The sequence below is a fragment of the Pseudomonas sp. BNK-15 genome (assembly GCF_047456105.1).
Taxonomy (GTDB): Bacteria; Pseudomonadota; Gammaproteobacteria; order Pseudomonadales; family Pseudomonadaceae; genus Aquipseudomonas; species Aquipseudomonas putida_E.
The window spans coordinates 3,802,442-3,822,949 of sequence record NZ_CP179898.1 but is presented as its reverse complement, the minus strand read 5'-3'; the positions used below and the strand labels follow the sequence as shown (position 1 = coordinate 3,822,949).

At 62.7% G+C, this 20,508-nt stretch carries 22 protein-coding genes; 8 read left to right on the top strand and 14 right to left on the bottom strand.

Annotation, left to right across the window (positions count from 1 at the left end; translation table 11 throughout):
• Positions 1-11: 11 nt before the first annotated feature.
• Complete coding sequence (locus ACMGF5_RS17480; RefSeq protein WP_012313668.1) at positions 12-509, bottom strand: universal stress protein; 498 nt, start codon at positions 507-509, stop codon at positions 12-14.
• 104 nt (positions 510-613) lie between these two features.
• On the bottom strand, positions 614-1,561 hold the full coding sequence (locus ACMGF5_RS17475; protein ID WP_237859941.1) for a putative 2-dehydropantoate 2-reductase: 948 nt from the start codon (positions 1,559-1,561) through the stop codon (positions 614-616).
• A gap of 233 nt (positions 1,562-1,794) precedes the next feature.
• On the opposite strand from ACMGF5_RS17475, the gene ACMGF5_RS17470 reads away from it, so the two are divergent.
• Positions 1,795-2,871, top strand: coding sequence for a 3-deoxy-7-phosphoheptulonate synthase (locus ACMGF5_RS17470; RefSeq protein ID WP_046787319.1), 1,077 nt, complete (start codon positions 1,795-1,797; stop codon positions 2,869-2,871).
• A 62-nt stretch (positions 2,872-2,933) separates the two neighbouring features.
• Here ACMGF5_RS17470 and ACMGF5_RS17465 read toward each other — a convergent pair whose 3' ends face one another.
• Positions 2,934-3,215 carry a GNAT family N-acetyltransferase gene (locus ACMGF5_RS17465; protein WP_046787320.1) on the bottom strand — a complete coding sequence of 94 codons (282 nt, stop codon included), beginning with the start codon at positions 3,213-3,215 and terminating at the stop codon, positions 2,934-2,936.
• 517 nt (positions 3,216-3,732) lie between these two features.
• Between ACMGF5_RS17465 and ACMGF5_RS17460 the strand changes: the two genes are divergently transcribed.
• Positions 3,733-3,984 (top strand): Lpp/OprI family alanine-zipper lipoprotein, encoded by a 252-nt coding sequence (locus ACMGF5_RS17460; RefSeq protein ID WP_003250288.1) that lies wholly within the window; start codon positions 3,733-3,735, stop codon positions 3,982-3,984.
• 139 nt (positions 3,985-4,123) lie between these two features.
• Here ACMGF5_RS17460 and ACMGF5_RS17455 read toward each other — a convergent pair whose 3' ends face one another.
• The 3 genes from ACMGF5_RS17455 to ACMGF5_RS17445 form a co-directional block, all read right to left on the bottom strand.
• On the bottom strand, positions 4,124-5,101 hold the full coding sequence (locus ACMGF5_RS17455) for a L,D-transpeptidase family protein (protein ID WP_046787321.1): 978 nt from the start codon (positions 5,099-5,101) through the stop codon (positions 4,124-4,126).
• 131 nt (positions 5,102-5,232) lie between these two features.
• Positions 5,233-5,514, bottom strand: coding sequence for a hypothetical protein (locus ACMGF5_RS17450; protein ID WP_039601335.1), 282 nt, complete (start codon positions 5,512-5,514; stop codon positions 5,233-5,235).
• 58 nt (positions 5,515-5,572) lie between these two features.
• The gene (locus ACMGF5_RS17445; RefSeq protein ID WP_046787322.1) at positions 5,573-6,178 is read right to left on the bottom strand and encodes an arylesterase; all 606 of its coding nucleotides are present in this window, start codon (positions 6,176-6,178) and stop codon (positions 5,573-5,575) included.
• Between the two features lie 10 nt (positions 6,179-6,188).
• Between ACMGF5_RS17445 and ACMGF5_RS17440 the strand changes: the two genes are divergently transcribed.
• Both ACMGF5_RS17440 and ACMGF5_RS17435 read left to right on the top strand, forming a co-directional pair.
• Positions 6,189-6,872 (top strand): ABC transporter ATP-binding protein, encoded by a 684-nt coding sequence (locus tag ACMGF5_RS17440; protein ID WP_012313661.1) that lies wholly within the window; start codon positions 6,189-6,191, stop codon positions 6,870-6,872.
• Positions 6,872-9,379 (top strand): FtsX-like permease family protein, encoded by a 2,508-nt coding sequence (locus ACMGF5_RS17435; RefSeq protein WP_119688609.1) that lies wholly within the window; start codon positions 6,872-6,874, stop codon positions 9,377-9,379. The genes ACMGF5_RS17440 and ACMGF5_RS17435 overlap by 1 nt, the downstream gene beginning before the upstream one ends.
• 56 nt (positions 9,380-9,435) lie before the next feature.
• Here ACMGF5_RS17435 and greB read toward each other — a convergent pair whose 3' ends face one another.
• The 4 genes from greB to ACMGF5_RS17415 form a co-directional block, all read right to left on the bottom strand.
• Positions 9,436-9,909, bottom strand: coding sequence for a transcription elongation factor GreB (gene greB, locus ACMGF5_RS17430; protein WP_115275363.1), 474 nt, complete (start codon positions 9,907-9,909; stop codon positions 9,436-9,438).
• Between the two features lie 11 nt (positions 9,910-9,920).
• Positions 9,921-10,229: a hypothetical protein gene (locus ACMGF5_RS17425; RefSeq protein ID WP_046787940.1), complete on the bottom strand. Its 309-nt coding sequence runs from the start codon at positions 10,227-10,229 to the stop codon at positions 9,921-9,923.
• A gap of 214 nt (positions 10,230-10,443) precedes the next feature.
• Positions 10,444-10,878: a DoxX family protein gene (locus ACMGF5_RS17420; protein WP_046787939.1), complete on the bottom strand. Its 435-nt coding sequence runs from the start codon at positions 10,876-10,878 to the stop codon at positions 10,444-10,446.
• Positions 10,879-10,992: 114 nt separating this feature from the next.
• Positions 10,993-12,399: a transglycosylase SLT domain-containing protein gene (locus ACMGF5_RS17415; protein ID WP_115275364.1), complete on the bottom strand. Its 1,407-nt coding sequence runs from the start codon at positions 12,397-12,399 to the stop codon at positions 10,993-10,995.
• 158 nt (positions 12,400-12,557) lie between these two features.
• On the opposite strand from ACMGF5_RS17415, the gene ACMGF5_RS17410 reads away from it, so the two are divergent.
• The 3 genes from ACMGF5_RS17410 to ACMGF5_RS17400 all read left to right on the top strand — a co-directional run bounded on the left by ACMGF5_RS17410 (position 12,558) and on the right by ACMGF5_RS17400 (position 15,393).
• Entirely contained in the window at positions 12,558-13,355 is a 798-nt protein-coding gene (locus ACMGF5_RS17410; protein WP_281868536.1) for a TatD family hydrolase, read from the top strand.
• A 115-nt stretch (positions 13,356-13,470) separates the two neighbouring features.
• On the top strand, positions 13,471-14,949 hold the full coding sequence (locus ACMGF5_RS17405; protein WP_196997773.1) for a methyl-accepting chemotaxis protein: 1,479 nt from the start codon (positions 13,471-13,473) through the stop codon (positions 14,947-14,949).
• Positions 14,950-15,024: 75 nt separating this feature from the next.
• Positions 15,025-15,393, top strand: a complete 369-nt coding sequence (locus ACMGF5_RS17400) for an Mpo1-like protein (protein ID WP_125923210.1) — start codon at positions 15,025-15,027, stop codon at positions 15,391-15,393.
• A gap of 3 nt (positions 15,394-15,396) precedes the next feature.
• Here ACMGF5_RS17400 and ACMGF5_RS17395 read toward each other — a convergent pair whose 3' ends face one another.
• From ACMGF5_RS17395 to ACMGF5_RS17385, 3 genes are all read right to left on the bottom strand, one after another.
• Positions 15,397-16,194 carry an acyl-CoA thioesterase gene (locus tag ACMGF5_RS17395; RefSeq protein ID WP_046787934.1) on the bottom strand — a complete coding sequence of 266 codons (798 nt, stop codon included), beginning with the start codon at positions 16,192-16,194 and terminating at the stop codon, positions 15,397-15,399.
• Between the two features lie 76 nt (positions 16,195-16,270).
• Positions 16,271-17,050, bottom strand: coding sequence for a CHAD domain-containing protein (locus ACMGF5_RS17390; protein ID WP_414157002.1), 780 nt, complete (start codon positions 17,048-17,050; stop codon positions 16,271-16,273).
• Positions 17,051-17,064: 14 nt separating this feature from the next.
• Complete coding sequence (locus tag ACMGF5_RS17385; protein ID WP_012313650.1) at positions 17,065-17,343, bottom strand: hypothetical protein; 279 nt, start codon at positions 17,341-17,343, stop codon at positions 17,065-17,067.
• Positions 17,344-17,496: 153 nt separating this feature from the next.
• On the opposite strand from ACMGF5_RS17385, the gene ACMGF5_RS17380 reads away from it, so the two are divergent.
• Positions 17,497-18,537, top strand: a complete 1,041-nt coding sequence (locus ACMGF5_RS17380) for a patatin-like phospholipase family protein (protein WP_046787954.1) — start codon at positions 17,497-17,499, stop codon at positions 18,535-18,537.
• Positions 18,538-18,617: 80 nt separating this feature from the next.
• Here ACMGF5_RS17380 and ACMGF5_RS17375 read toward each other — a convergent pair whose 3' ends face one another.
• Positions 18,618-20,489: a SurA N-terminal domain-containing protein gene (locus ACMGF5_RS17375; RefSeq protein ID WP_125923208.1), complete on the bottom strand. Its 1,872-nt coding sequence runs from the start codon at positions 20,487-20,489 to the stop codon at positions 18,618-18,620.
• Positions 20,490-20,508: the final 19 nt, after the last annotated feature.

The following is a 20,508-nucleotide window of genomic DNA, read 5'->3' as shown; positions in this document are numbered from 1 at the left end:
CACCATCAGCTTCACGTTTTCCTACGGCCGAGATGCTGCGAAAGCGGCACCATGTACACCGGCACCGCAGACAACTGCAGCAAGCGCACAGCCGTTCGGCCAATCGGCACATCTACCCCAGCACCGGCGCTGTGGCTGCCGAAAATCAGCAAGTCCACGCTCAAACGTTGCGCCTGCTCCAGGATGACCTGCGCCGGATCACCCTGGCGCACCCGGACCGCCTTGATCACCGCCAGGTCCGCGTCCTCACCCAGCTCCTCGCGAAAGTTCTCCAGCACACGCTGCTCGATGTTGGCCATCACCGTATTGACGCCCTCGCTATGCAACGCATCGAGCGTCTGCTCATCGAGGTAGCTTTGCAGGAGGGATTCGGCGAACTGCCCCATGGGTTCTACGGCATGAATCACATACAGTTCCGCGCCGAACGTGCGGGCCAGGGCCAAGGCATGCTGCATGACAAAAGGGGCGTAGACACCGAGGTCGGTGGCGTACAGCATGGAGCGGATCATTCGACCTCCTCGACTGCCGTGGCGGCAGAGCAAGCTTCAGCTTAGCAGCGCGCCGGGCGCTCGCTCGGCCGCCCGGCGCACTGCCAATGCGGGCTGTAGAGGTTTCAGCCGGCGCGATTGGCGCGATCGACGAAGGCCAGTGCCTGGTAGAGCATCTGCATGCGCGGCACGCTGCACCCCGCAGCGCGCGCCCGGGCCAGAGGCTCGGCATAGATAGCCTGAAGCTCCAGCGGTCGCTGCTGGACGTGATCGTGGTACATGCTCGGCCAGTAGTCGGGCATCTGCTCGGTGACCCGGAACAAGTGCTCGGCATAACCGGCAGGCAACTCGTGACCACAGGCGGCGGCCGCCTGGACCACCTCAGCCATCAACGCCCGAACCAGCTCACGGCTGTCGGCATCTGCCATCAGCGGTAAGGTACTGGCACCAAGCAACACCGAAAGGCCGTTGTAGGGGACATTCCACACTAGCTTCTGCCAGCGAGCCTGACCGAGGTCGTCCATGGCTTGGGAGTCGATACCCGCGGCGCGGAACAGCCTGGCGCCCTCCTCTACGATGCTCAGCCCCCCGTCGCTGGCGGGCCCGCTGTGATAGCCCAGGTTGACCGCACCCAGCGCCTGATGGCGTATCACACCAGGGCTCACCCGGTTGACACAGATAAAGCACAAGCCACCGAGCAGGTGCAGATTGCCGGGCAACGCTGGCCGCAACTGCTCCTCGACACCCAACCCGTTCTGCAGCAGCACCACCTTGGCATCGGGTGCCGATGCCTGCGCAATCAGCGCCGCCAATTCGCCATTGCTGGTCGCCTTTGCACCCACCAGCAACCAATCGCACGGCGGCATGTCGGCAGCGCTGGCATAAGCCTGCACCGGCATGCGCCAGTCGCCGTGCACGGCGCTTTCCAGCCTCAGGCCATGCTCCCGAACCTGCGCAAATTCACTGCGCAGCAAAAAATGCACGTCAAACCCGGCCCGCGCCAGCATCAGGCCATAAAAGCCGCCGATGGCACCACTGCCAATAATGCCAATGCGTGGTTTGCGAGGGTCCATGCTGATCTCCTGATAAATGTCGGTGTGCTTTTCTACACCTGTTGAGGCATTTTGCGCACCCAAATAGCAGGACAAGCCTGTTGCACCAGGGAAAAACCCTGCACAGGCGCACTGCAGCCCATTGTCGCGCCCCCAGTAACGCGCTAAGGTTCGGCTCCCCGCTGCGAACATTCTTGCTGCTGGGCCGCACGGGGATTGCTGGCGGCCGGCACCGTGACCTGACGAGTAACACGATGGCTGATTTACCGATCGACGACCTTAACGTTGCCTCCAACGAGACCTTGATCACTCCCGATCAGCTCAAGAAGGAAATCCCCCTCAGCGCCAAAGCCTTGCAGACCGTTACTGCCGGCCGCGAAGTGGTGCGCAATATCCTCGACGGGAAAGACCATCGCCTGTTCGTAGTGGTCGGCCCGTGCTCGATCCACGATATCAAGGCCGCTCACGAATACGCTGAGCGCCTCAAGGTGCTGGCTGAGGAAGTTTCCGACACGCTGTATCTGGTAATGCGTGTTTACTTCGAGAAGCCGCGCACCACGGTCGGCTGGAAAGGCCTGATCAACGACCCTTATCTGGATGACTCGTTCAAGATCCAGGACGGCCTGCACATCGGCCGCCAACTGCTGTTGGACCTGGCCGAAATGGGCTTGCCAACCGCCACCGAAGCGCTCGACCCGATCTCGCCGCAGTACCTGCAAGACCTGATCAGTTGGTCGGCCATTGGCGCGCGCACCACCGAATCCCAGACCCACCGTGAAATGGCCTCGGGCCTGTCCTCGGCGGTCGGCTTCAAGAACGGCACCGATGGCGGCCTGACCGTGGCCATCAACGCCCTTCAGTCGGTATCCAAGCCGCACCGTTTCCTGGGCATCAACCAGGAAGGCGGCGTATCCATCGTCACTACCAAGGGCAACCCCTACGGCCACGTAGTGCTGCGTGGCGGCAACGGCAAGCCGAACTACGATTCGGTAAGTGTCGCCCTGTGCGAACAGGACCTGGCCAAGGCAAAGATCAAGGCCAACATCATGGTCGACTGCAGCCACGCCAACTCCAACAAGGACCCGGCCTTGCAGCCGCTGGTCATGGAGAACGTCGCCAACCAGATCCTCGAAGGCAACCAGTCGATCATTGGCTTGATGGTCGAAAGCCACCTGAACTGGGGCGCCCAGTCGATCCCGAAGAACCTGGAAGATCTGCAGTACGGCGTATCGGTCACCGACGCCTGCATCGACTGGTCTGCCACAGAGAACACCCTGCGCAGCATGCACGCCAAGCTCAAGGATGTACTGCCCAAGCGCAAGCGCGGCTGAACGTGGCCACAAAATGAAACGCCGGGCTTAGCCCGGCGTTTTCGCATGTGCAGTCAGCAGGTTCAGGCTTTACTCGAATGACGCTGCTTGCGCTCCATGTAGCGTTCGACGTACGAGCAGGAAGGAATCACCGTGTAGCCCATCTGGTCCGCATACTCCAAGGCCCTTTCGGTCAGTGCTGCAGCGATGCCGCGGCCGCGCAAGGCGTTGGGGACGAAAGTGCGATAGATATCCAGCGTCTGCTTGCCCAGATCCATGTACGTCAGGTAGGCACGATGACCGTCCACGTTGGTCTCGAACTGATGACCGGCCTGGTCATGGTGGATGGTCAGCGCTTCACTCATCACTACTCCTCGCAGGCCTTTTGGGCAGACCTTTACCTTAATCGATGGTGATGTATCCGGCAGAGGAACCAATGCGTGCAGCGCCTATGCCACCTCTTGCCCCTTGGACCGCAGGCCGATTGCAATGGTTCTGCCGGACCGGGCCATCAAATAGTAGGCGCGACACCCCGGATTGCTCAAGGTGGCATCGGTTAAAAGTCACGGCAATGAGCTCGAACCCCTGTACGAACTGACCTGCAAACTCAGCCGGACACTCTTGGGCTTTAGACGTACAACGACCCTTAAAGTCACCGTTAGTTCAACAAAAAAGTTCCCATACAACAATCGCTTGCGCCGCCTGCACAGCGTGCTCACAAAAAGCCTGAAAATCTCGTCAAGCACCCTTGGGCAACATTTTTTTTACCGTTCTTGCGCTGAGTCAGTTTACTTACTACAAGTAATGGGTACTATGTACGCCGGCCAGTTTCTCTTTCCTGAGAGATGGCTATTTAATAGAAAGTCCTTGAAGGGGAACACGATGAACAACGTTCTGAAATTCTCTGCTCTGGCTCTGGCCGCAGTTCTGGCTACCGGTTGCAGCAGCGTATCCAAAGAAACCGAAGCTCGTCTGACTGCGACTGAAGACGCAGCAGCTCGCGCTCAGGCCCGTGCTGACGAAGCCTACCGTAAGGCTGACGATGCAATGGCAGCCGCTCAGAAGGCTCAGCAGACCGCTGACGAAGCCAATGAGCGCGCTCTGCGTATGCTGGACAAAGCCAGCCGCAAGTAATAGTCCTCACGGATTGTTAAGAAGCCGACCCACTTGTGGGGTCGGCTTTTTTATTGCCGCTACAAAAGCAAACAGCACAAATGAAAAAGCCTGCCCAGGCGTTTGACCTGGGCAGGCTTCAGCCCTATCGCTCAAGGGCTTACTGCAGTTCTGGCGGAATGCTCGACACCATGGGAGCTGCACCCTGGTTATCGACGGGCACGGCAATTTCCACCGGCATGCCATCTTCGGCAGCGACCACGTCGCGGACCATGTCCCAGTTCATGCGCACATTGTTGGCCAGGTCTTCGCGCTTGAGCAGTGCGTTGATGACAGCAGTGTGCTTGTCGACCACCGAAGGGTCGCCGTGATCGTCCAGCGGTGTGTGCGCCTCGAGGTATACCTTGCCACCACTGATTCCGAACTTGTACGGCTCGTTGATGATGCGCACCGGCGTACCGACCGGGACCATCTTCGACAGCTCCAGCACATTATTGTTGAACATGCGGAAGCAACCATGGCTGGTGCGCATGCCAATGCCGAACTTCTTGTTCGAACCGTGAATCAGATAACCCGGCACGCCCAGGGTGAACTTGTAAGGCCCCAGCGGGTTGTCTGGCCCGGCCGGCACCACGGTTGGCAGGATGTCACCGTCGGCGGCGTGCTCAGCACGGATCGAAGCCGGTGGCGTCCAGGTCGGGTTTGGGGTTTTGGCAATGATCTTGGTGTTGGCGATGGGGGAACCCCAGCCTTCACGACCGATCCCCAGCGGGAAGGTGTACACCACGCTCTGCCCTTTCGGGAAGTAGTACAACCGGTATTCAGCAAGGTTGATGACAACGCCCTCGCGGGGCCCCGGCGGAAGCACGTAGCGGGTCGGCAGGATGATCTCGGTACCGGCGCCCGGCAGCCATGGGTCGACACCCGGGTTGGCGGCGATCATCTCCAGGTAGCCGAGGTCGTTGGCAGTGCCGATGTCGGCAAAGGTGTCCTCATACTTGGCCTTGATCACCTGTACCTGGCCAACGACGTCTTCTCCCGGAGGCGGCAGCGGCAGCTCCAGTGCAACGGCGGGGCCTGCTGCCAGCAGGCCGGCCAGGGTCAGGCAGCGGGTGACGGCGGGAAAGCGCGGCAACATCCGGTAAATCCTTCGAAAGGTGGGTCAAGAGAATCGATTGTACACCCGCACCGTGCCAAGCGGGAGCCACTGGCGGTTTCCATGCGTTTCAGATGATGAAAGGCGCTCGGAGTTTCAGGCCCAGGGCCGTGTCAAAGCTGTGGCCATACCGGACGCATGCCGCGGCGCTGGGCGTCGAGAATCGCCCGGCAGAGGTCGCACAGGCGGCCGTCACGATAGATCGAACGCGGCACGCCGGACCACCGTGGCTGTGCAGGCAGCAAGCCCCCACAAAGGGTTCGGTCGACCGGCACACCCAGTTCGAGCTGGCGGGCGACAAGGTGGACGCGGATTTCCTGGCAGGCGAACAGATCGAGCTGCTCATCGGGCTCGATCAGTTGGTAGGCATACAAGGACCAGGCAGGGCGCGGCATTGGGGGCTCTCGAAACGGGGGGCGCAACATTAGCCGAAAGCCGGCCCCGTTTAAAGCGTCACAGCAAGGGTTTTATCGCCGGCCAGGCATTTTCCAGCAACCGCTGCTGGGCACCCTGCGCCGGATGGATGCCATCGGCCTGCATCATCTCCGGCACACCCCCTACGCCCTCGAGGAAAAACGGCACCAGTGCCACCTGTTTCTGCGCTGCCAACTGCTCATAAACCTTGGCGAACGCCGTGGTGTAGCGCACCCCGTAATTGGGCGGCAGGCGCATGCCCAACAGCACCACTTTGGCCCCGGACTCGCGTGACCGCTCGATCATCGAGGCAAGATTTTGTTGCAATTGCTCTGGAGGCTGTCCGCGCAGCCCGTCGTTGCCGCCCAATTCCAGCACCACCAGGCTGGGCTTGTGCGCTGCAAGCAGCGCCGGCAGCCGCGCCTGGCCCCCTGCACTGGTGTCGCCGCTGATCGACGCATTGACCACCCGATCATCGAAACCTTCGTCCCTGAGCCGGGTCTGCAACAAAGAGACCCACCCCTGGCGGGTATCCAGGCCAAAACCGGCGCTGATACTATCGCCGACAACCAGCAACGTTCCCGCCGCCGCGCTCTGGGCCAGGCAATACAGGGCCAGACCGGCACTCAACCACCACACTCGCATTGGATTCTCCATGGGCCCCAGCATTCTCGTTGCGCAGAACCTTAGCAAAGTGGTCCCCAGTGCGGAAGGTGATCTGACCATCCTGCACGCACTGTCCCTGGACCTCGCCCAAGGCGACAGCCTGGCCATCGTCGGCGCCTCGGGCTCGGGCAAATCCACCCTGCTCGGGCTGCTGGCCGGCCTGGACCGCCCCAGCGCCGGCAAGGTGATACTCGCCGGACACGACCTGGGCCCACTGGACGAAGACCAACGCGCCAGGGTGCGCGCCGAACATGTCGGCTTTGTGTTCCAGTCGTTCCAGCTGCTCGACAGCCTCAATGCACTGGAAAACGTCATGTTGCCACTGGAGCTGGACGGCCGTCGCGATGCTCGCGAACAAGCCCGCACCTTGCTTGAACGGGTCGGTCTGGGCAAGCGCCTGACCCACACGCCACGCCAGCTGTCCGGTGGCGAGCAGCAACGGGTGGCGATCGCCCGCGCCTTCGCCGCCCAACCGGCGGTGCTGTTCGCTGACGAACCTACCGGCAACCTCGACAGCCATACCGGCGAGCGCATCAGCGACCTGCTGTTCGACCTGAACAAGGAGCGCGGCACCACCCTGGTTCTGGTCACCCATGACGAGCGCCTGGCCAGCCGCTGCAGGCGCCTGATACGACTGGAAGCAGGCCGCCTGGTGGCGCCGGTGGAGGCCTGATGAAGCACATGCCGCTTTCCCGCCTGTGCGGCCTGGCGCTGCGCCAGTTGTTGCGCGACATCCGCGCCAGCGAAGTGCGCGTGCTGTTCTTCGCCCTGCTGGTCGCTGTTGCCGCCAGCACCGCCATCGGCTATTTCGGCGCCCGCCTCAATGGCGCCATGCAGTTGCGCGCCAGCGAGTTCCTTGGCGCCGACCTGGTATTGCAAGGCAGTGCGCCGGCGCGTCAGGAACAGGTCGACGCCGGCTCCGCCCTGGGGCTGCGCCACGCCCGGGTGGTGGAGTTCACCAGCGTGGTCGGTGGTGATGCCGGCATCCAGCTGTCGAGCATCAAGGCCGCCGATGGCGCCTACCCCCTGCGTGGCCAGGTACGCAGTGCACCGGCGCCGTATGCCATGGAAACACCCGGTGGCGGCCCGCCGCCGGGCGAGGTCTGGGTCGAACCGCGCCTGCTGGCTGCCCTTGGCCTGAGCATCGGCGACAGCATCGATGTCGGCATGAAGACCCTGCGCATGAGCCGCGTACTGACCTACGAACCGGACCGTGCCAACAACTTTTATAGCCTCACCCCGCGGGTGATGATGAACCTCGCCGACCTGGAGGCCACAGGGGTCATTCAGCCCGGCAGCCGGGTCAGCTACCGTGAGCTGTGGCGCGGCGATGCGCAGGCCCTGGCGCAGTACCGCCAGGGGCTGGAGAAGAACCTGGCGGCGAACCAGCGCCTGCTCGACACCCGCGATGGCAACCGGCAGATCGGGGGTGCCCTGGGCAAGGCCGAACGCTACCTGAACATGGCCAGCCTGGTAGCGGTGCTGCTGGCAGGCGTCGCCGTGGCACTGTCGGCCAGCCGCTATGCGGCGCGGCGCCTGGACGCCAGCGCACTGTTGCGCTGCCTGGGGCTGTCCCGCCACCAAGCGCTGGGCCTGTACTGCCTGCAACTGGCCATGCTCGGCCTGCTGGCCGCGCTGGTCGGTGCCTTGCTCGGCTGGCTGGCGCAACTGGGCCTGTTCCGCCTGTTGCACGGCCTGCTGCCGAGCGTGGTGCCGCCTGGCGGCATCCTCCCGGCATTGGCCGGCATCGCCACCGGGCTGGTCGCACTGGCCGGTTTCGCCCTGCCCCCGCTCGCCGCCCTGGGCACGGTGCCGCCACTGCGTGTACTGCGCCGCGACCTGCTGCCCGTGCCACCCAGCAGCTGGCTGGTCTACGGCGCCGCCCTGTTCGCCCTGGGCCTGATCATGTGGCGCCTGAGCCTCGACCTGCTGCTGACCTTCGCCCTGCTAGGCGGCGGGTTGCTTGCCGCGCTGGCACTGGGCGGCCTGCTGCTGCTTGGGCTACGTAGCCTGCGGCAACTGCTGGCAGGCGCCCCGCTGCCCTGGCGCCTGGGCTTGGGCCAGTTGCTGCGCCACCCCATGGCTGCCGCGGGCCAGGCACTGGCGTTTGGCCTGATCCTGCTGGCCATGGCCCTGGTCGCTTTGCTGCGCGCCGAGCTGCTCGACACCTGGCAGGCACAACTGCCCAAGGACGCACCCAACCATTTCGCCCTGAACATCCTGCCCGACGACCGTGAGCCTTTTGCCCAGCGCCTGCACGAGGTGAACGCAGCCTCCGCACCGCTGTACCCGGTGACGCCTGGCCGGCTGATCCAGATCAACGAGCAACCCGTGCAACAGATCGTCAGCAAGGATTCCGCCGGCGAGCGCGCCGTTCAGCGCGACCTCAGCTTGACTTGGGCCGCCGACCTGCCCGCAGGCAATGCCTTGACCGCCGGCAACTGGTGGCGGGCGCTACCGGCTGGTGATGAAATCCCCGGCGTTTCGGTCGAGGCGGAACTTGCCGCCAGCCTGAAGGTGCAACTGGGCGACCTGCTGACCTTCGACATTGGCGGCGAACAACGCCAGGCGCGAGTGAGCAGCTTGCGCAGCGTGCACTGGGACAGCTTCCAGCCGAACTTCTACATGATTTTCCAGCCCGGCACCCTGCAGGGGCTGCCGACCACCTACCTGACCAGCTTCTACCTCGCGCCGGGTCATGACCTGGATGTGGTGGCCCTGTCGCGGGCGTTCCCGGCGGTGACCATCCTGCAAGTCGATGCCTTGCTGGAGCAGCTGCGCAGCATCCTCGCCCAGGTTACCCTGGCGGTGGAATATGTATTGCTGTTCGTCCTGGCAGCGGGGTTGGCCGTGCTGTTCGCAGGTTTGCAGGCAACGCTGGATGAACGCATTCGCCAAGGCGCATTGCTGCGCGCGCTTGGCGCTGCTCGACCGTTGCTGGTGAAAGCGCGGCGTATCGAGTTCGGGCTGCTGGGTGCGGCCAGTGGCGCCCTGGCAGCGCTAGGCTGTGAGTTGATTACCCTGGTGCTTTACCGCTATGCGTTCGACCTGCAGTGGGGCCCGCATCCGTGGCTGCTGATACTGCCGCTAGCGGGCGCGCTACTGGTAGGAGGGGCTGGTGTGTTGGGGACTCGGCGGGCGCTTAATGCCAGCCCGTTGGCGGTGCTGCGGGAGGGATAGCCTTAAGCTGCAAGCTGCAAGCATGAGCAGATACGCCTCGGCTTGCAGCTGAACGCTTACTGCTCGTAACTTATGCTGCTTACATACCAGGTCGCTTCGCCAGTAGGTGTATGCACCAGCACCTCATCACCCTCCTCTTTCTTGAGCAGGGCCCGCGCCATGGGCGAATCGATCGAGATATAGTCATTGCGTCCATAGATCTCGTCGTACCCGACGATGCGAAACTTCAGGGCTTCGCCGTCATCGTTTTCGATCTCCACCCAGGCACCGAAGAAGACCTTGCCCTCCTGCTGCGGCGAATAGGCAACCACCTTGACGTCTTCGAGGCGCTTGCGCAGGTATCGGACCCGACGGTCGATCTCACGCAGCAACTTCTTGTTGTACTGGTAGTCGGCATTCTCGCTGCGATCCCCCAGCGAGGCAGCCCAAGCCACCTTCTGGGTGATTTCCGGGCGATACACCCGCCACAGATGGTCCAGCTCTTTCTTCAGAGCTTCATGGCCTTCTGTCGTGATGATATTGGTACTCAACAGCGGGTTCCTCAGCGTCGGGTAATCAGGCCCTGGCGTGCGATGCGGGTGAGGTGGCCGATCACTTCGGCAGCATCCTGCGCGGCAGGTGCCTGGATCACCGCCAGATCGAAGCGGTCGTTGCCAAACTGCTCCAGCCGGCACGCGGTTTCGGCAAACTGGATGAGGAAGGCGCGGGCCTGGCCTTTGCGACGGGACAAGCCTTCGAGATGACGCAAAAGAGTAGGCTGATGCTGGCCACCGAGCAGAATGCGCGGTGTGCGGGTGGCCTGGCTGGCAGGCAGTGGGCTCAAGCAGACACTGGTACGTGGGCAACTCATGGAGTGTTTCTCCGCCTCGCAAATCCCGCTGGGCAGCGGTGGGAGGCGTCACCGAACCAGCGCTTTAGCGGTATTTCGGATGACCCGGGGCTGGGTTTTCCTGCGCCCCGCAAGTAGCTGTTTAAATCGGCGCAGGCGGTATGCTAGAGCTACACGCGGCAAGCTGCAAGCCCCAAGCTGAAAGTCATCAACTTGAGGCCTGCAGCATGAGCTGTCAGCGGGCGATCAATCGGTCTACGGAGAAGCGACCAGCGCCTTCGATCAGTACCGCGACGGTACCCGCCAGCAACGCCAGGGCGAACTCATAGCCATTGTTGGACATGAACAGGCCGTTACCGATGTGTACCGAGAAAATTGCCACCACCAGGGTTACGCTCAGTGCCAGCGCCGCCGGGCGAGCCAGCAGGCCGATCACCAGGGCCAGGCCGCCGAAGAACTCGGCGCTGCCGGACAGCAGGGCCATCAGGTAGCCGGGGGCCAGGCCGATGCTCTCCATCCACTGGCCGGTGCCCTCCAACCCGTAGCCGCCGAACAGGCCGAAGAGTTTCTGCGCACCGTGCGCCATGAAGATGATGCCGACCAGGATGCGAACCACGCTCAGGCCCAGGCCAGCGTGGGTGGAGAGCAGTTTAATGATTGCGTTGTTCATTGGGTGACTTCCTTGAAAGCTGGGATGTTGTGTTGGGATGGGCGCCATAATAATCGACATGAGAGATATATAAATCGCAAAAAACCCAGCATACCAATCAAATAAATCGATTTATCAGCGATTCCCCCTCCGCTCCAGCACCGCACGCTCACGGTTGAACGCCAGGAAGTACTTGTTCACGCTGTTGACGAAGTTCACCGGCCCCATGCCCACCTGCTCCATCGCGACCCGTTCAGTCTGAAAGAACCATTGATTGCCATTGAGGCCACGCTTGCGAGCCTCGACACGCATGGCCTGGACCCGCTCGGGCCCAAGGTTGTAGGCGGCCAGCACAAAGGCCATGCGCTCACGCTCGTTGATCTTCGGGCTGGCAAAGAACTTGCGGCGGATCAACGCCAGGTAACGGGCGCTGGCCTGGACATTGCCATCCACCGTTGCGGTATTGCTGACCCCGACCCGTTGGGCAGCTGCAGGAGTGATCTGCATCAGGCCATGCGCCCCGCCACTGCCGCGCGCCGCCGGGTTGAGGGTCGACTCCTTGAAGGCCAACGCAGCAAGGTTCAGCCAGTCGATCTGTTGCGCCTGGCCATGTTTCTGCAGCACCGCGCGCACAGAAGCCAGGCGCTGACGGTCCTTGCGCGCAAGCGGGTTGTGCACGCGGTACTGGCGCCGGTAGATGCGCTCGAAGGCAGCGTCCTGGTTCTCCGGCGCGCGGTAGCCCTGCAGAAAACGATCGACCGTGGCCTGCAGCAGCGTCGCATCTCGGCGCACATACCAGCGCATGGCTTGCGGCGGGCCCAGTTGCAGTCGGCTATCCAGGCGCAGGCGTGGCATTACCCGGGCCCAGCGCAGCGCGATCGGCCGCTCCACCACGGTCAGGTGATAGATGCCGGCCTGGACCATCTCCAGCACGTCCTCCACCGCCAGGGTCGAATCGACCCACTCGATCTTGACGGGCGGGCGCTTGCGCAGCGCCAGGTGCTGGTTGATCTGCTGGATCAGCGCGCCGGCGGCACTGGCACTGGTCAACGCCACGGTGCGCCCGGACAACTGCTCGACGCGGGTGAAACTGCGCTCGCCCTTGCGCCCGACCAGCCACAACGGCACCTGGTCCAGGACCGGAGCACTGCTGTTCACGCCACCGACCAGGCTCGGGTCGAGCAATTCGCCCGGGGCGGCAAGGTCGCCCTCACCGCGCTGCAGGGCCCCGAGTAGTTGCTCTTTGGCTCTGGGGATGAGTTTGAGCCGCACCTGTTGCCCGTCGCCGGCCCGGGCGTTGAGGTAATGCTCAAGCGCACGCAAGCGGTAGTACTCGATGCCGACGGGCTCGCCCTTGACCTCACCGGAACTGTTGCGACTTTGGTTGACCAGTACCCGCAGCACCTTGCTGCTGCGGATCTGTTCAAGGTCACGGGCCTTGCTCACCGGCACGTTCTGCTGTGGCCCCGGCAGGCGCGCGTAGGCGGGACCGACGCTCATCAGGCCGAGCGCCAGCAGCAGGGCGAGCAGGTATCGCAGCATGCGAAGACGTATCCGAGGTCGGTGGGCAGCATCCATGTGTGCGAGCAACTCGTGATAAATGACGGCAAAAGACCATCGCAAAAGCCTGAAGTTCTTGGCTTTTTCCCGGAAATCGCGCTTTTTGCTATGCTGGCCGTCCCGCGGCACGAGGTAGCACCATGCAACTGATCGATATCGGCGTCAACCTGACCAATAGCAGTTTCCACAACCAGCAGGCCGCCATCGTCGAGCGCGCCATCGAAGCCGGCGTAGTGCAGATGATCCTTACCGGCACCAGCCTCGCGGTCAGCGAGCAGGCGCTAGAGCTGTGCCAGCAGCTGGACCCCGCAAGCGAGCACCTGTTCGCCACAGCCGGCGTACACCCGCACGACGCCAAAGCGTGGGACGCCAACAGCGACCAACGACTGCGCCAGTTACTGAATGAAGCGCGTGTGCGCGCCGTAGGCGAATGCGGGCTGGACTTCAACCGCGACTTCTCCCCTCGCCCACTCCAGGAAAAAGCCTTGGAAGCTCAATTGGCGCTGGCCGCCGAGTTGCGCCTGCCTGTGTTCCTGCATGAGCGTGATGCCAGCGAGCGCTTGCTGGCGATTGTGAAGGACTACCGCGACCACCTGCCAGCCGCCGTGGTGCATTGCTTCACCGGCGAGCGCGACGCACTGTTCGCCTACCTGGACATGGACCTGCACATCGGCATCACCGGGTGGATTTGTGACGAACGCCGCGGCACGCACCTGCATCCGCTGGTGGGCAATATCCCACAAGGGCGCCTGATGCTGGAGAGTGATGCCCCGTATCTGCTGCCGCGCAGTCTGCGACCGAAACCGAAGAGCGGGCGCAACGAGCCGGCGTTTCTGCCAGAGGTGCTGCGGGAGGTAGCGTTGCACCGAGGTGAACGTGTTGAAGATACCGCGGCGCACACCACTGCAACGGCTCGGGCATTTTTCCAGCTGACCTGAGCTTGATCGGGCATAAACGGTTTGTTGATACACGTCAAAACCTCCCAGGCGTGAGCGGGCACAATGATGGCACCTTGCCAATAATGTTTCCGCTCAACTCAGAGAAGACCTACCCATGGGTGCCTGGCTTAGCAATATTTCCCTGAAGTACAAGTTCTGGGCCGTCAACGCAGTGGCCTTTGTCACCACCTTGATGCTGGTGCTTTATGCCGTGCACCTGGAGCAGCGAGCCCGCGCCGAGGCTGTGCAGATCCAGGCGCAATCCCAGGCACAGCTGCTGGCCGCCTGGCCGCAAGGGCTTGCCCTGCCCCGCCAGGCCAACGTGATCACCTGGCAACCCGGCCAAACCCCGACCTTTGCCGGCCAAAGCCTGGATGCACTGCGTAATGCACAAGGCTGGGTAGCACTCCCGGCCGCCTGGCTCTTCGGTAACAACCCGCTGCGGGGTGCTCAGGTACTGCGCCATGGCGACCAGCAGGTGGCGGTACTGGCCCAGGCACCGAGCGTGCGCCAGGTGTTCTTCGAGCGTTTTGCCAACTACGCGGTTTGTGTGCTGATCCTGATGCTGGCCATGCTCTGCGCCTCGCAACTTTTGATCCGCTTCCTGCTGAGCCAACTCAACACCCTCAAGGACGTCATGCTGCACGTGGAAAAAACCGGTGACCTGTCGGCCCGCGTGCCTCTGGCTTGCGGAGACGAAGTGGGCCAGATGGCAGGCGCGTTCAACGCCATGCAGTCGACCTACCACCGCGTGGTCAGCACCGTGGCACGCACAGCCGCGCAACTCGATTCGGGCGCCGCGCGCCTGGCCACGAGCATGAACGAAGTTCGCCACGGCATGCTCGGCCAGCAAAGCGAGACCGACCAGGCAGCCACGGCGATCAACGAGATGTCCGCCACCGTGCACCATATCGCCCAGCATGCCGGTGCCACCCGCGACCTGTCGCAGACCGCCGACACCCTCGCTGGTAGCGGCAAGAATGTGGTCAACCGGGTGCAGGATTCGATTGCCGGGCTATCCAGCGGTGTGCAGCAGACCGCCGAAATGATCCGCCAACTGGCCGAGGACAGCCAGAAGATCAATGGCGTGGTCAACGTCATCCACAGTATTGCCGAACAGACCAACCTGCTGGCGCTCAATGCCGCCATCGAAGCAGCGCGCGCCGGCGAAATGGGCCGTGGCTTTGCGGTGGTCGCCGATGAAGTGCGCAGCCTGGCCAAACGCGTGCAAACCTCCACCGACGAGATCACCGGCATGGTGGCCGACCTGCAGGCCGGTACCCGCGATGCGGTGGAGTTCATGCAGGAAAGCTCTTACAAAGCTGACGACTGCGTGCGCCAGGCCAAGGAAGCCGGCGCAGCGCTCGCCGAAATTACCGGCGCCGTGGCGCAGATGCGCGAGAGCAACACCCAGATAGCCGTCGCCGCCGAGCAGCAGAGCCAGGTGGCGGAAGAAATGAACCGGGCAGTAGTCAGCATCCGTGACGTCACGGAGGAAACCGTGCAGCAGACTGTCGATTCGGCCACCACCAGCAGCGAACTGGCGACCCTGGCCGGCGAGCTGAACAAGGCCATCGGCCAGCTCAAACTATAGTCACCATAGCCAGCCTCGATTGGCTGTGAACACAGGGCCGCACTAAGCTTTGGGCATGACCGCGAGGAACTGCCCATGAGCAAACGACTGCCCAACTTGCCCGCCTGGCAATGGCGCGGCTATCACCACAACCACCGCCATCCGACCAACCTGGTGCTGCACCTGATTGCCGTGCCGCTGTTCATCCTTGGCGCTCTACTGGTGCTGTCAGGCTTGTTCGCCCTGGACCTTGGCCAGATTGCTGTCGGCATCATTTCCCTGATCGCCGGCCTGGGCCTGCAGCGTCAGGGCCACCGCCTGGAAGCCGAGCAGCCAGAACCGTTCGCCAACCGCAAGGACGCCGTGCAGCGCCTGCTGACCGAGCAATTCATCACCTTCCCGCGTTTTGTGCTCAGTGGTGCCTGGTGGCGCGCCTGGCGCGGACGGCACAAACATCGGCGTTGAATCTCAAGCGAACACTGTGACCGTCTGCCGGCTCAATGCCAGCAACTCACCTTCAGCCGTCCACAGGGCAGCTGCGGCATGCCCGTAACCATCGCGGGCGTGTTCCGTCTCGACGCAGTAGCGGCACCAGTCCAACGTCGACAGCCTGGCTACCGGCTGGATGAATTCGATGGTCCAGGTCAGCGTACTGCCTGCTGCGGGCTGCTTCAGGTAAGGCATGAGGCTGGGCGGCCAGGCATCGACCAGCGCTAACAGGTGGGCCTCGTTGACCTGCTCCTGGGCAACATCCCGCAAGCGCACCCAGCCGCCCATGTGCCGTGACTGATTGCCACTGAACGGCAACCCACCAACCGCCCAGCGCAGGGCAACATGGCGCATGAACTCAGGTGTGACGCCTTTGATGTAAGGAAGCTCAGGAGCGGCATCCTCAAGCGCCTTCATCTCCATGGCCGGCACTGCAGGAACATTCACCACCGATGCCCGCCCGGCGCCGAAATTGCCCTGTACCAAGGTCACCACTTGGCCATCCTGAATCGCTCGACCAAGCAGGGTGCTGACGGCTTTGCCCTCGCGCAGCACTTCGACTTCAAAACGGGTTGGCACGTCGGGAGCGGCGGGGGCGACGAAACTGATGGCCAGGGAACGCACCGGGCGGCTATCGGCGAGCTTCAGGCGCATGGCCTCATACACCATCGCGGCCATCAGGCCACCGAATGCGGCACGCCCTTGGGCCCAGTTGGGGGGAACACTGACGCCGTCGGGGTGTGCTCGCACGGCGTCGAGCAGTTGGTTGAAGTTCATGGGCCGGCTCCTGCAGCAGCGAAAGGTGTCAGCCAATACTAGCGAGCAACCTTGCGTCGAACAGCCCGCATATCGGTCATTTGCCGGGCTTGCGCCGCTGCAGCGCTGCCTGCAAGGCATCCAGTGTCACGTCGGACTGGCGTTCGGCGTCATCCAGCTCCTGCTCCCAATCGACCTTGCAGGGCGCGAGATCCGCATGCGATTGAGCCTGCAACAGCCATTGCAAGCGATCATGCCAGTTACCCAAATCGCCCTGGGCTTGTTTTAGCATGCGCTGCAGCGGCTTGCCGGCATGATCGAGTTGCGGATAGGCCTGGTCGCCATAGCGCACACGTTTGATCAACAGGCGCAGGCGGTGGCGGTCGTGGGCCGGGTCTTGCAAGGCTTCCTGCAGCTTGCGCCATTGCTTGACCAGGCGTTTGTCGACACGCTTGCGCAGTGACTTGGCCAACCCTTCACGGCCCGCTGCGCGCAGGAACAGCGGGAAGGCATCGAGGATGGCAAGTACACGGCTCAGCTGCGCGCTGGTGGCCACGCCGGCAAAGGTGGCAGCCCGCCCTTGCAGACGCCGCTGCCCCGCCTGGGCAACGCCGCGCTTGATCAACTCGGCCGCCAGTACCTCACGGTCACGTAGCGGCGTGGTCAAGGTACCAAGGGCTTTCGCAGCGTCCTCCAACTGCTCGACCCCCGGCAAGCCCCTCAGCGGTCGCAACAGGCTGCGCAAACGCCTCAGGCCTATGCGCAGATCGTGCAAGGCCTCGCTGTCGGTATCGGCAGCAAGGCGCTCGCGACAACTCAGCAGGCGCACCTGCAAGGCCACTACCTGGGCAACCACATGGTCGAGCATGCTGGACATACAGCGCTCCTCGGTCAGCGCCCGGCGCGCGACTCACGAATGTAGAAACGCGCCTTTTCGGCTTTATTGGTGCAACCTTCGAAGCCTTCGAACTGCTGCTGGGTCTTGGCCCCGGTCAAAAGCGACAAAGCCTTGGAATAGCTGACAGTACCGGCAAAGCCTTCAGCCTTGGCCAGGTCAAGCTCCTTCCAGGCGGCATCGAGCTGCGACGCGCAGCTGTCACGGTAAGCCGTCTTGCCCGCACAGCCGGCAAGGGCCAGGGCAATCAGAGGAAGGCAGATCCAGGCTTTCATCGGTAATACCTCAGAGGTTCAAATAGAGTGGCTGTTCGACGCGTGGGCACCTGAAAAGTGCCGCGCCCGGCACGTTTTGCCTAGAGTCTACATTGAAGCACAGGCAACGCTCGGTGCATTGTAGGACCATGGATGCAAAAGCCGGGGATGATCATGAGCAAACGTGTAGCACTGGTATTGGGATCGGGGGGCGCTCGGGGCTACGCCCATATCGGCGTGATCGAGGAAATCGAACGGCGCGGCTACGAGATCGCCTGCATTGCCGGTTGCTCGATGGGCGCGGTGGTCGGGGGCATATACGCGGCGGGCAAACTCGATGAATACCGCAACTGGATCGAAAGCCTGGATTACCTGGACGTACTGCGTCTGGTCGATGTCAGCTTCCGCCTTGGTGCCATTCGCGGCGACAAGGTGTTTGGGCAAATCCGCAAGATCGTTGGCGAAATCAATATCGAGCAATTACGCATCCCCTACACGGCAGTGGCCACCGACCTGACCCACCAGCAGGAGATCTGGTTCCAGGAAGGCTGCCTGCACCAGGCAATGCGCGCTTCGGCGGCAATTCCAAGCCTGTTCACGCCAGTAATGCAAGGCAACCGCATGCTGGTCGACGGCGGCATCCTCAACCCGCTACCGATCGTGCCGGTGGTGTCCAGCCACTGCGACATGATCATTGCGGTGAACCTCAACTCCACCAACCAAAAGCAATACCAGTTGCCTGTCATCGAGCGGCCGGCAGCATTCAGGATGCGCTTTGACGCGCTGATCAATTCGCTGGGGTCGCGCATGCCGTTTCGGCGCAAGCCCGTCGAGGAACTGATGCGCATCGAGCAGGAGATCACCGGCGAGGGCCTGATTCCACCCAACCCCTGGCTGACCGATGCGGCCGACCCCGAAGCGCAGCAACCGGCGGCGGCACCGCAGAGCGAGGGCGCCCCAAAATCAGCCACAGGGTCGATCATCGTCGACAACGTGGGGCCAGCTTCGCTGCTGGACCTGATCAACCAGAGTTTCGAGGTGATGCAGACGTCGTTGGCGCAATACAAGATCGCGGGGTATCCACCGGACGTGCTGATCAACGTGCCCAAGCGGGTATGCCGCTTCTTCGAGTTCTACAAGGCGCCGGAGCTGATTGCCTTGGGCCGGGAGATTGCGCGGGATACGCTGGATAACTATGAGGGGGAAAAGCGCTGAGGCGAACCCGGCGCTTACGCCCGTGCCACAGAAACGAAACAGGCCGCATCATGCGGCCTGTTTCATTACCAGACAGTCACTCAGTAGCGAGTGATGTCCGCACTGCCTTCGAGCTGCTTGCGGTATGCCGCAAAGTCCTGCTGGCCCGCACGCGAAGCGAGATAGCGGCGGATCTGCTGCTTCTCTTCAGCGCTGGCGGCGGCACCTTCGTTGACACCTTTGAGCTGCAGCACGACCAGGCTGCCATCGGCCAGAACCACGCTGCCATATACCGGCTTGCCCTTGGCTTGCGGCTTGGCCAGGCGGAACAGTGCCTGCAACTCGGCCGGGTCGATACCGTCCTGGCTGCGGGTGACTGCTTCGTAGGCCTTCCAGCTCTGGCCTTCCTGGGCAGTATCGGTAGCGACCGAGCCGTCACGCAGGCCGGCGATCAGCTTGTCCGCCTTGGCCTTGAGCTCGGCGGTTGCCTTCTCCTTGGCCAGGTGTTCGCTGATTTTCTTGGCCACGGCTTCGAGCGGCATCTGCTCCGGCTTGCGGTGCTCCTTGACGCGCAATACCACCGTGGTTTCCGGGTCCAGCTCGATGGCGGTGCTGTTGGCAGCCTCCTCCAGCACTTCCTCGGAAAACGCAGCCTGGACCACGGCACGGTTGGCCGTGATGCCTTCACCGCCCTCACGGCCGAATGGCGCCGACGTATGCACCTTGAGGTTCAGGTCCTGGGCGGGCTGGGCCAGGTCGGCAGCCTCGTAGGCAGCATCCTGCAACTGCTTGCTGGCATCGACATAGCGCTGCTCGACCAGCGGAGTCTTCAGGTCTCGCGTGAGCTTGTCCTTCAGGCTGGCAAAACTCGGGACTTCCGGCGCCTGCTTGCCCAGCAGCTTGATCAGGTGATAACCGAACTGGGTACGCACCGGTGCAGACACCTGGCCATCGTCGAGCTTGTACAGCGCGTCCTCGAAGACCGGGTCATACACCCCCGGGCCGGCGAAGCCAAGGTCGCCACCGCTGTTGGCCGAACCCGGGTCCTGGGAGAACTCCTTGGCCAGTTTGGCGAAGTCTTCACCTTTGGCCAGGCGTTGCTCGACCTCTTCGATGCGGGCCTTGGCCTGGGCATCGGTGACCTTGTCATTGACCTCGACAAGGATGTGCGCAGCGTGGCGCTGTTCGGCCAGGTTGGCGATTTCCTTCTCGTACTGGGCCTTGAGCTCGTCGTCGGTAACCTTCACCTGATCGAAGAATGCCGACTTCTTCAGCTCGACATAGTCGATGACCACTTGATCCGGCGTCATGAACTCCTTGGCGTGCTGTTCATAATGGGCCTTGACCTCGTCATCGCTGACCTTGACCGCAGCCGGGTTGGCCTTGAAGGTCAACGAAGCGAAGTCGCGGGTCTGGTTTTCCAGGCGAGCGAAGGCGTCGACCTGCTGGTCGGTCACGAAGCTGCTGCCGGCAATACCCGTGCGTACCTGGCCGATCAGCATTTCTTCGGCGAGCATCTGGCGGAACTGCAAGCGGCCATAGCCCATCTGGCGGATGACCTGATCGAAACGGTCAGCGTTGAACTTGCCATCAACCTGGAATTCCGGCGTCTGCAGGATCACTTGATCCAGCGCGGCCTCACTGAAGGCGAACTTGGCATCTTCGGCACCCTGCAGTAGCAGCTTGCGTTCGATAAGCCCTTTGAGCGCGGCATCGCGCAGCAATTTCTCGTCCAGCAGTGCCGGGTCGAAATCCTTGCCCAGCTGTTGCATCAGCTGGCGGCGCTGCATGTCGGCCGCCTGGCTCAGCTCGTTCTGGCTGATGGTCTGGCCGTTCACCTTGGCGGCGTCCTGACTATGGCTGGCGGCCTGGAAAATGGCCTCGAAGCCCGTCAACGCCATCAGCACGACGATGAGGCCGATGATGGTCTTGGCAATCCAACCTTGTGAATTGTCCCTGATATTTTGCAGCATGCGTCCCCCAGAAACGGCT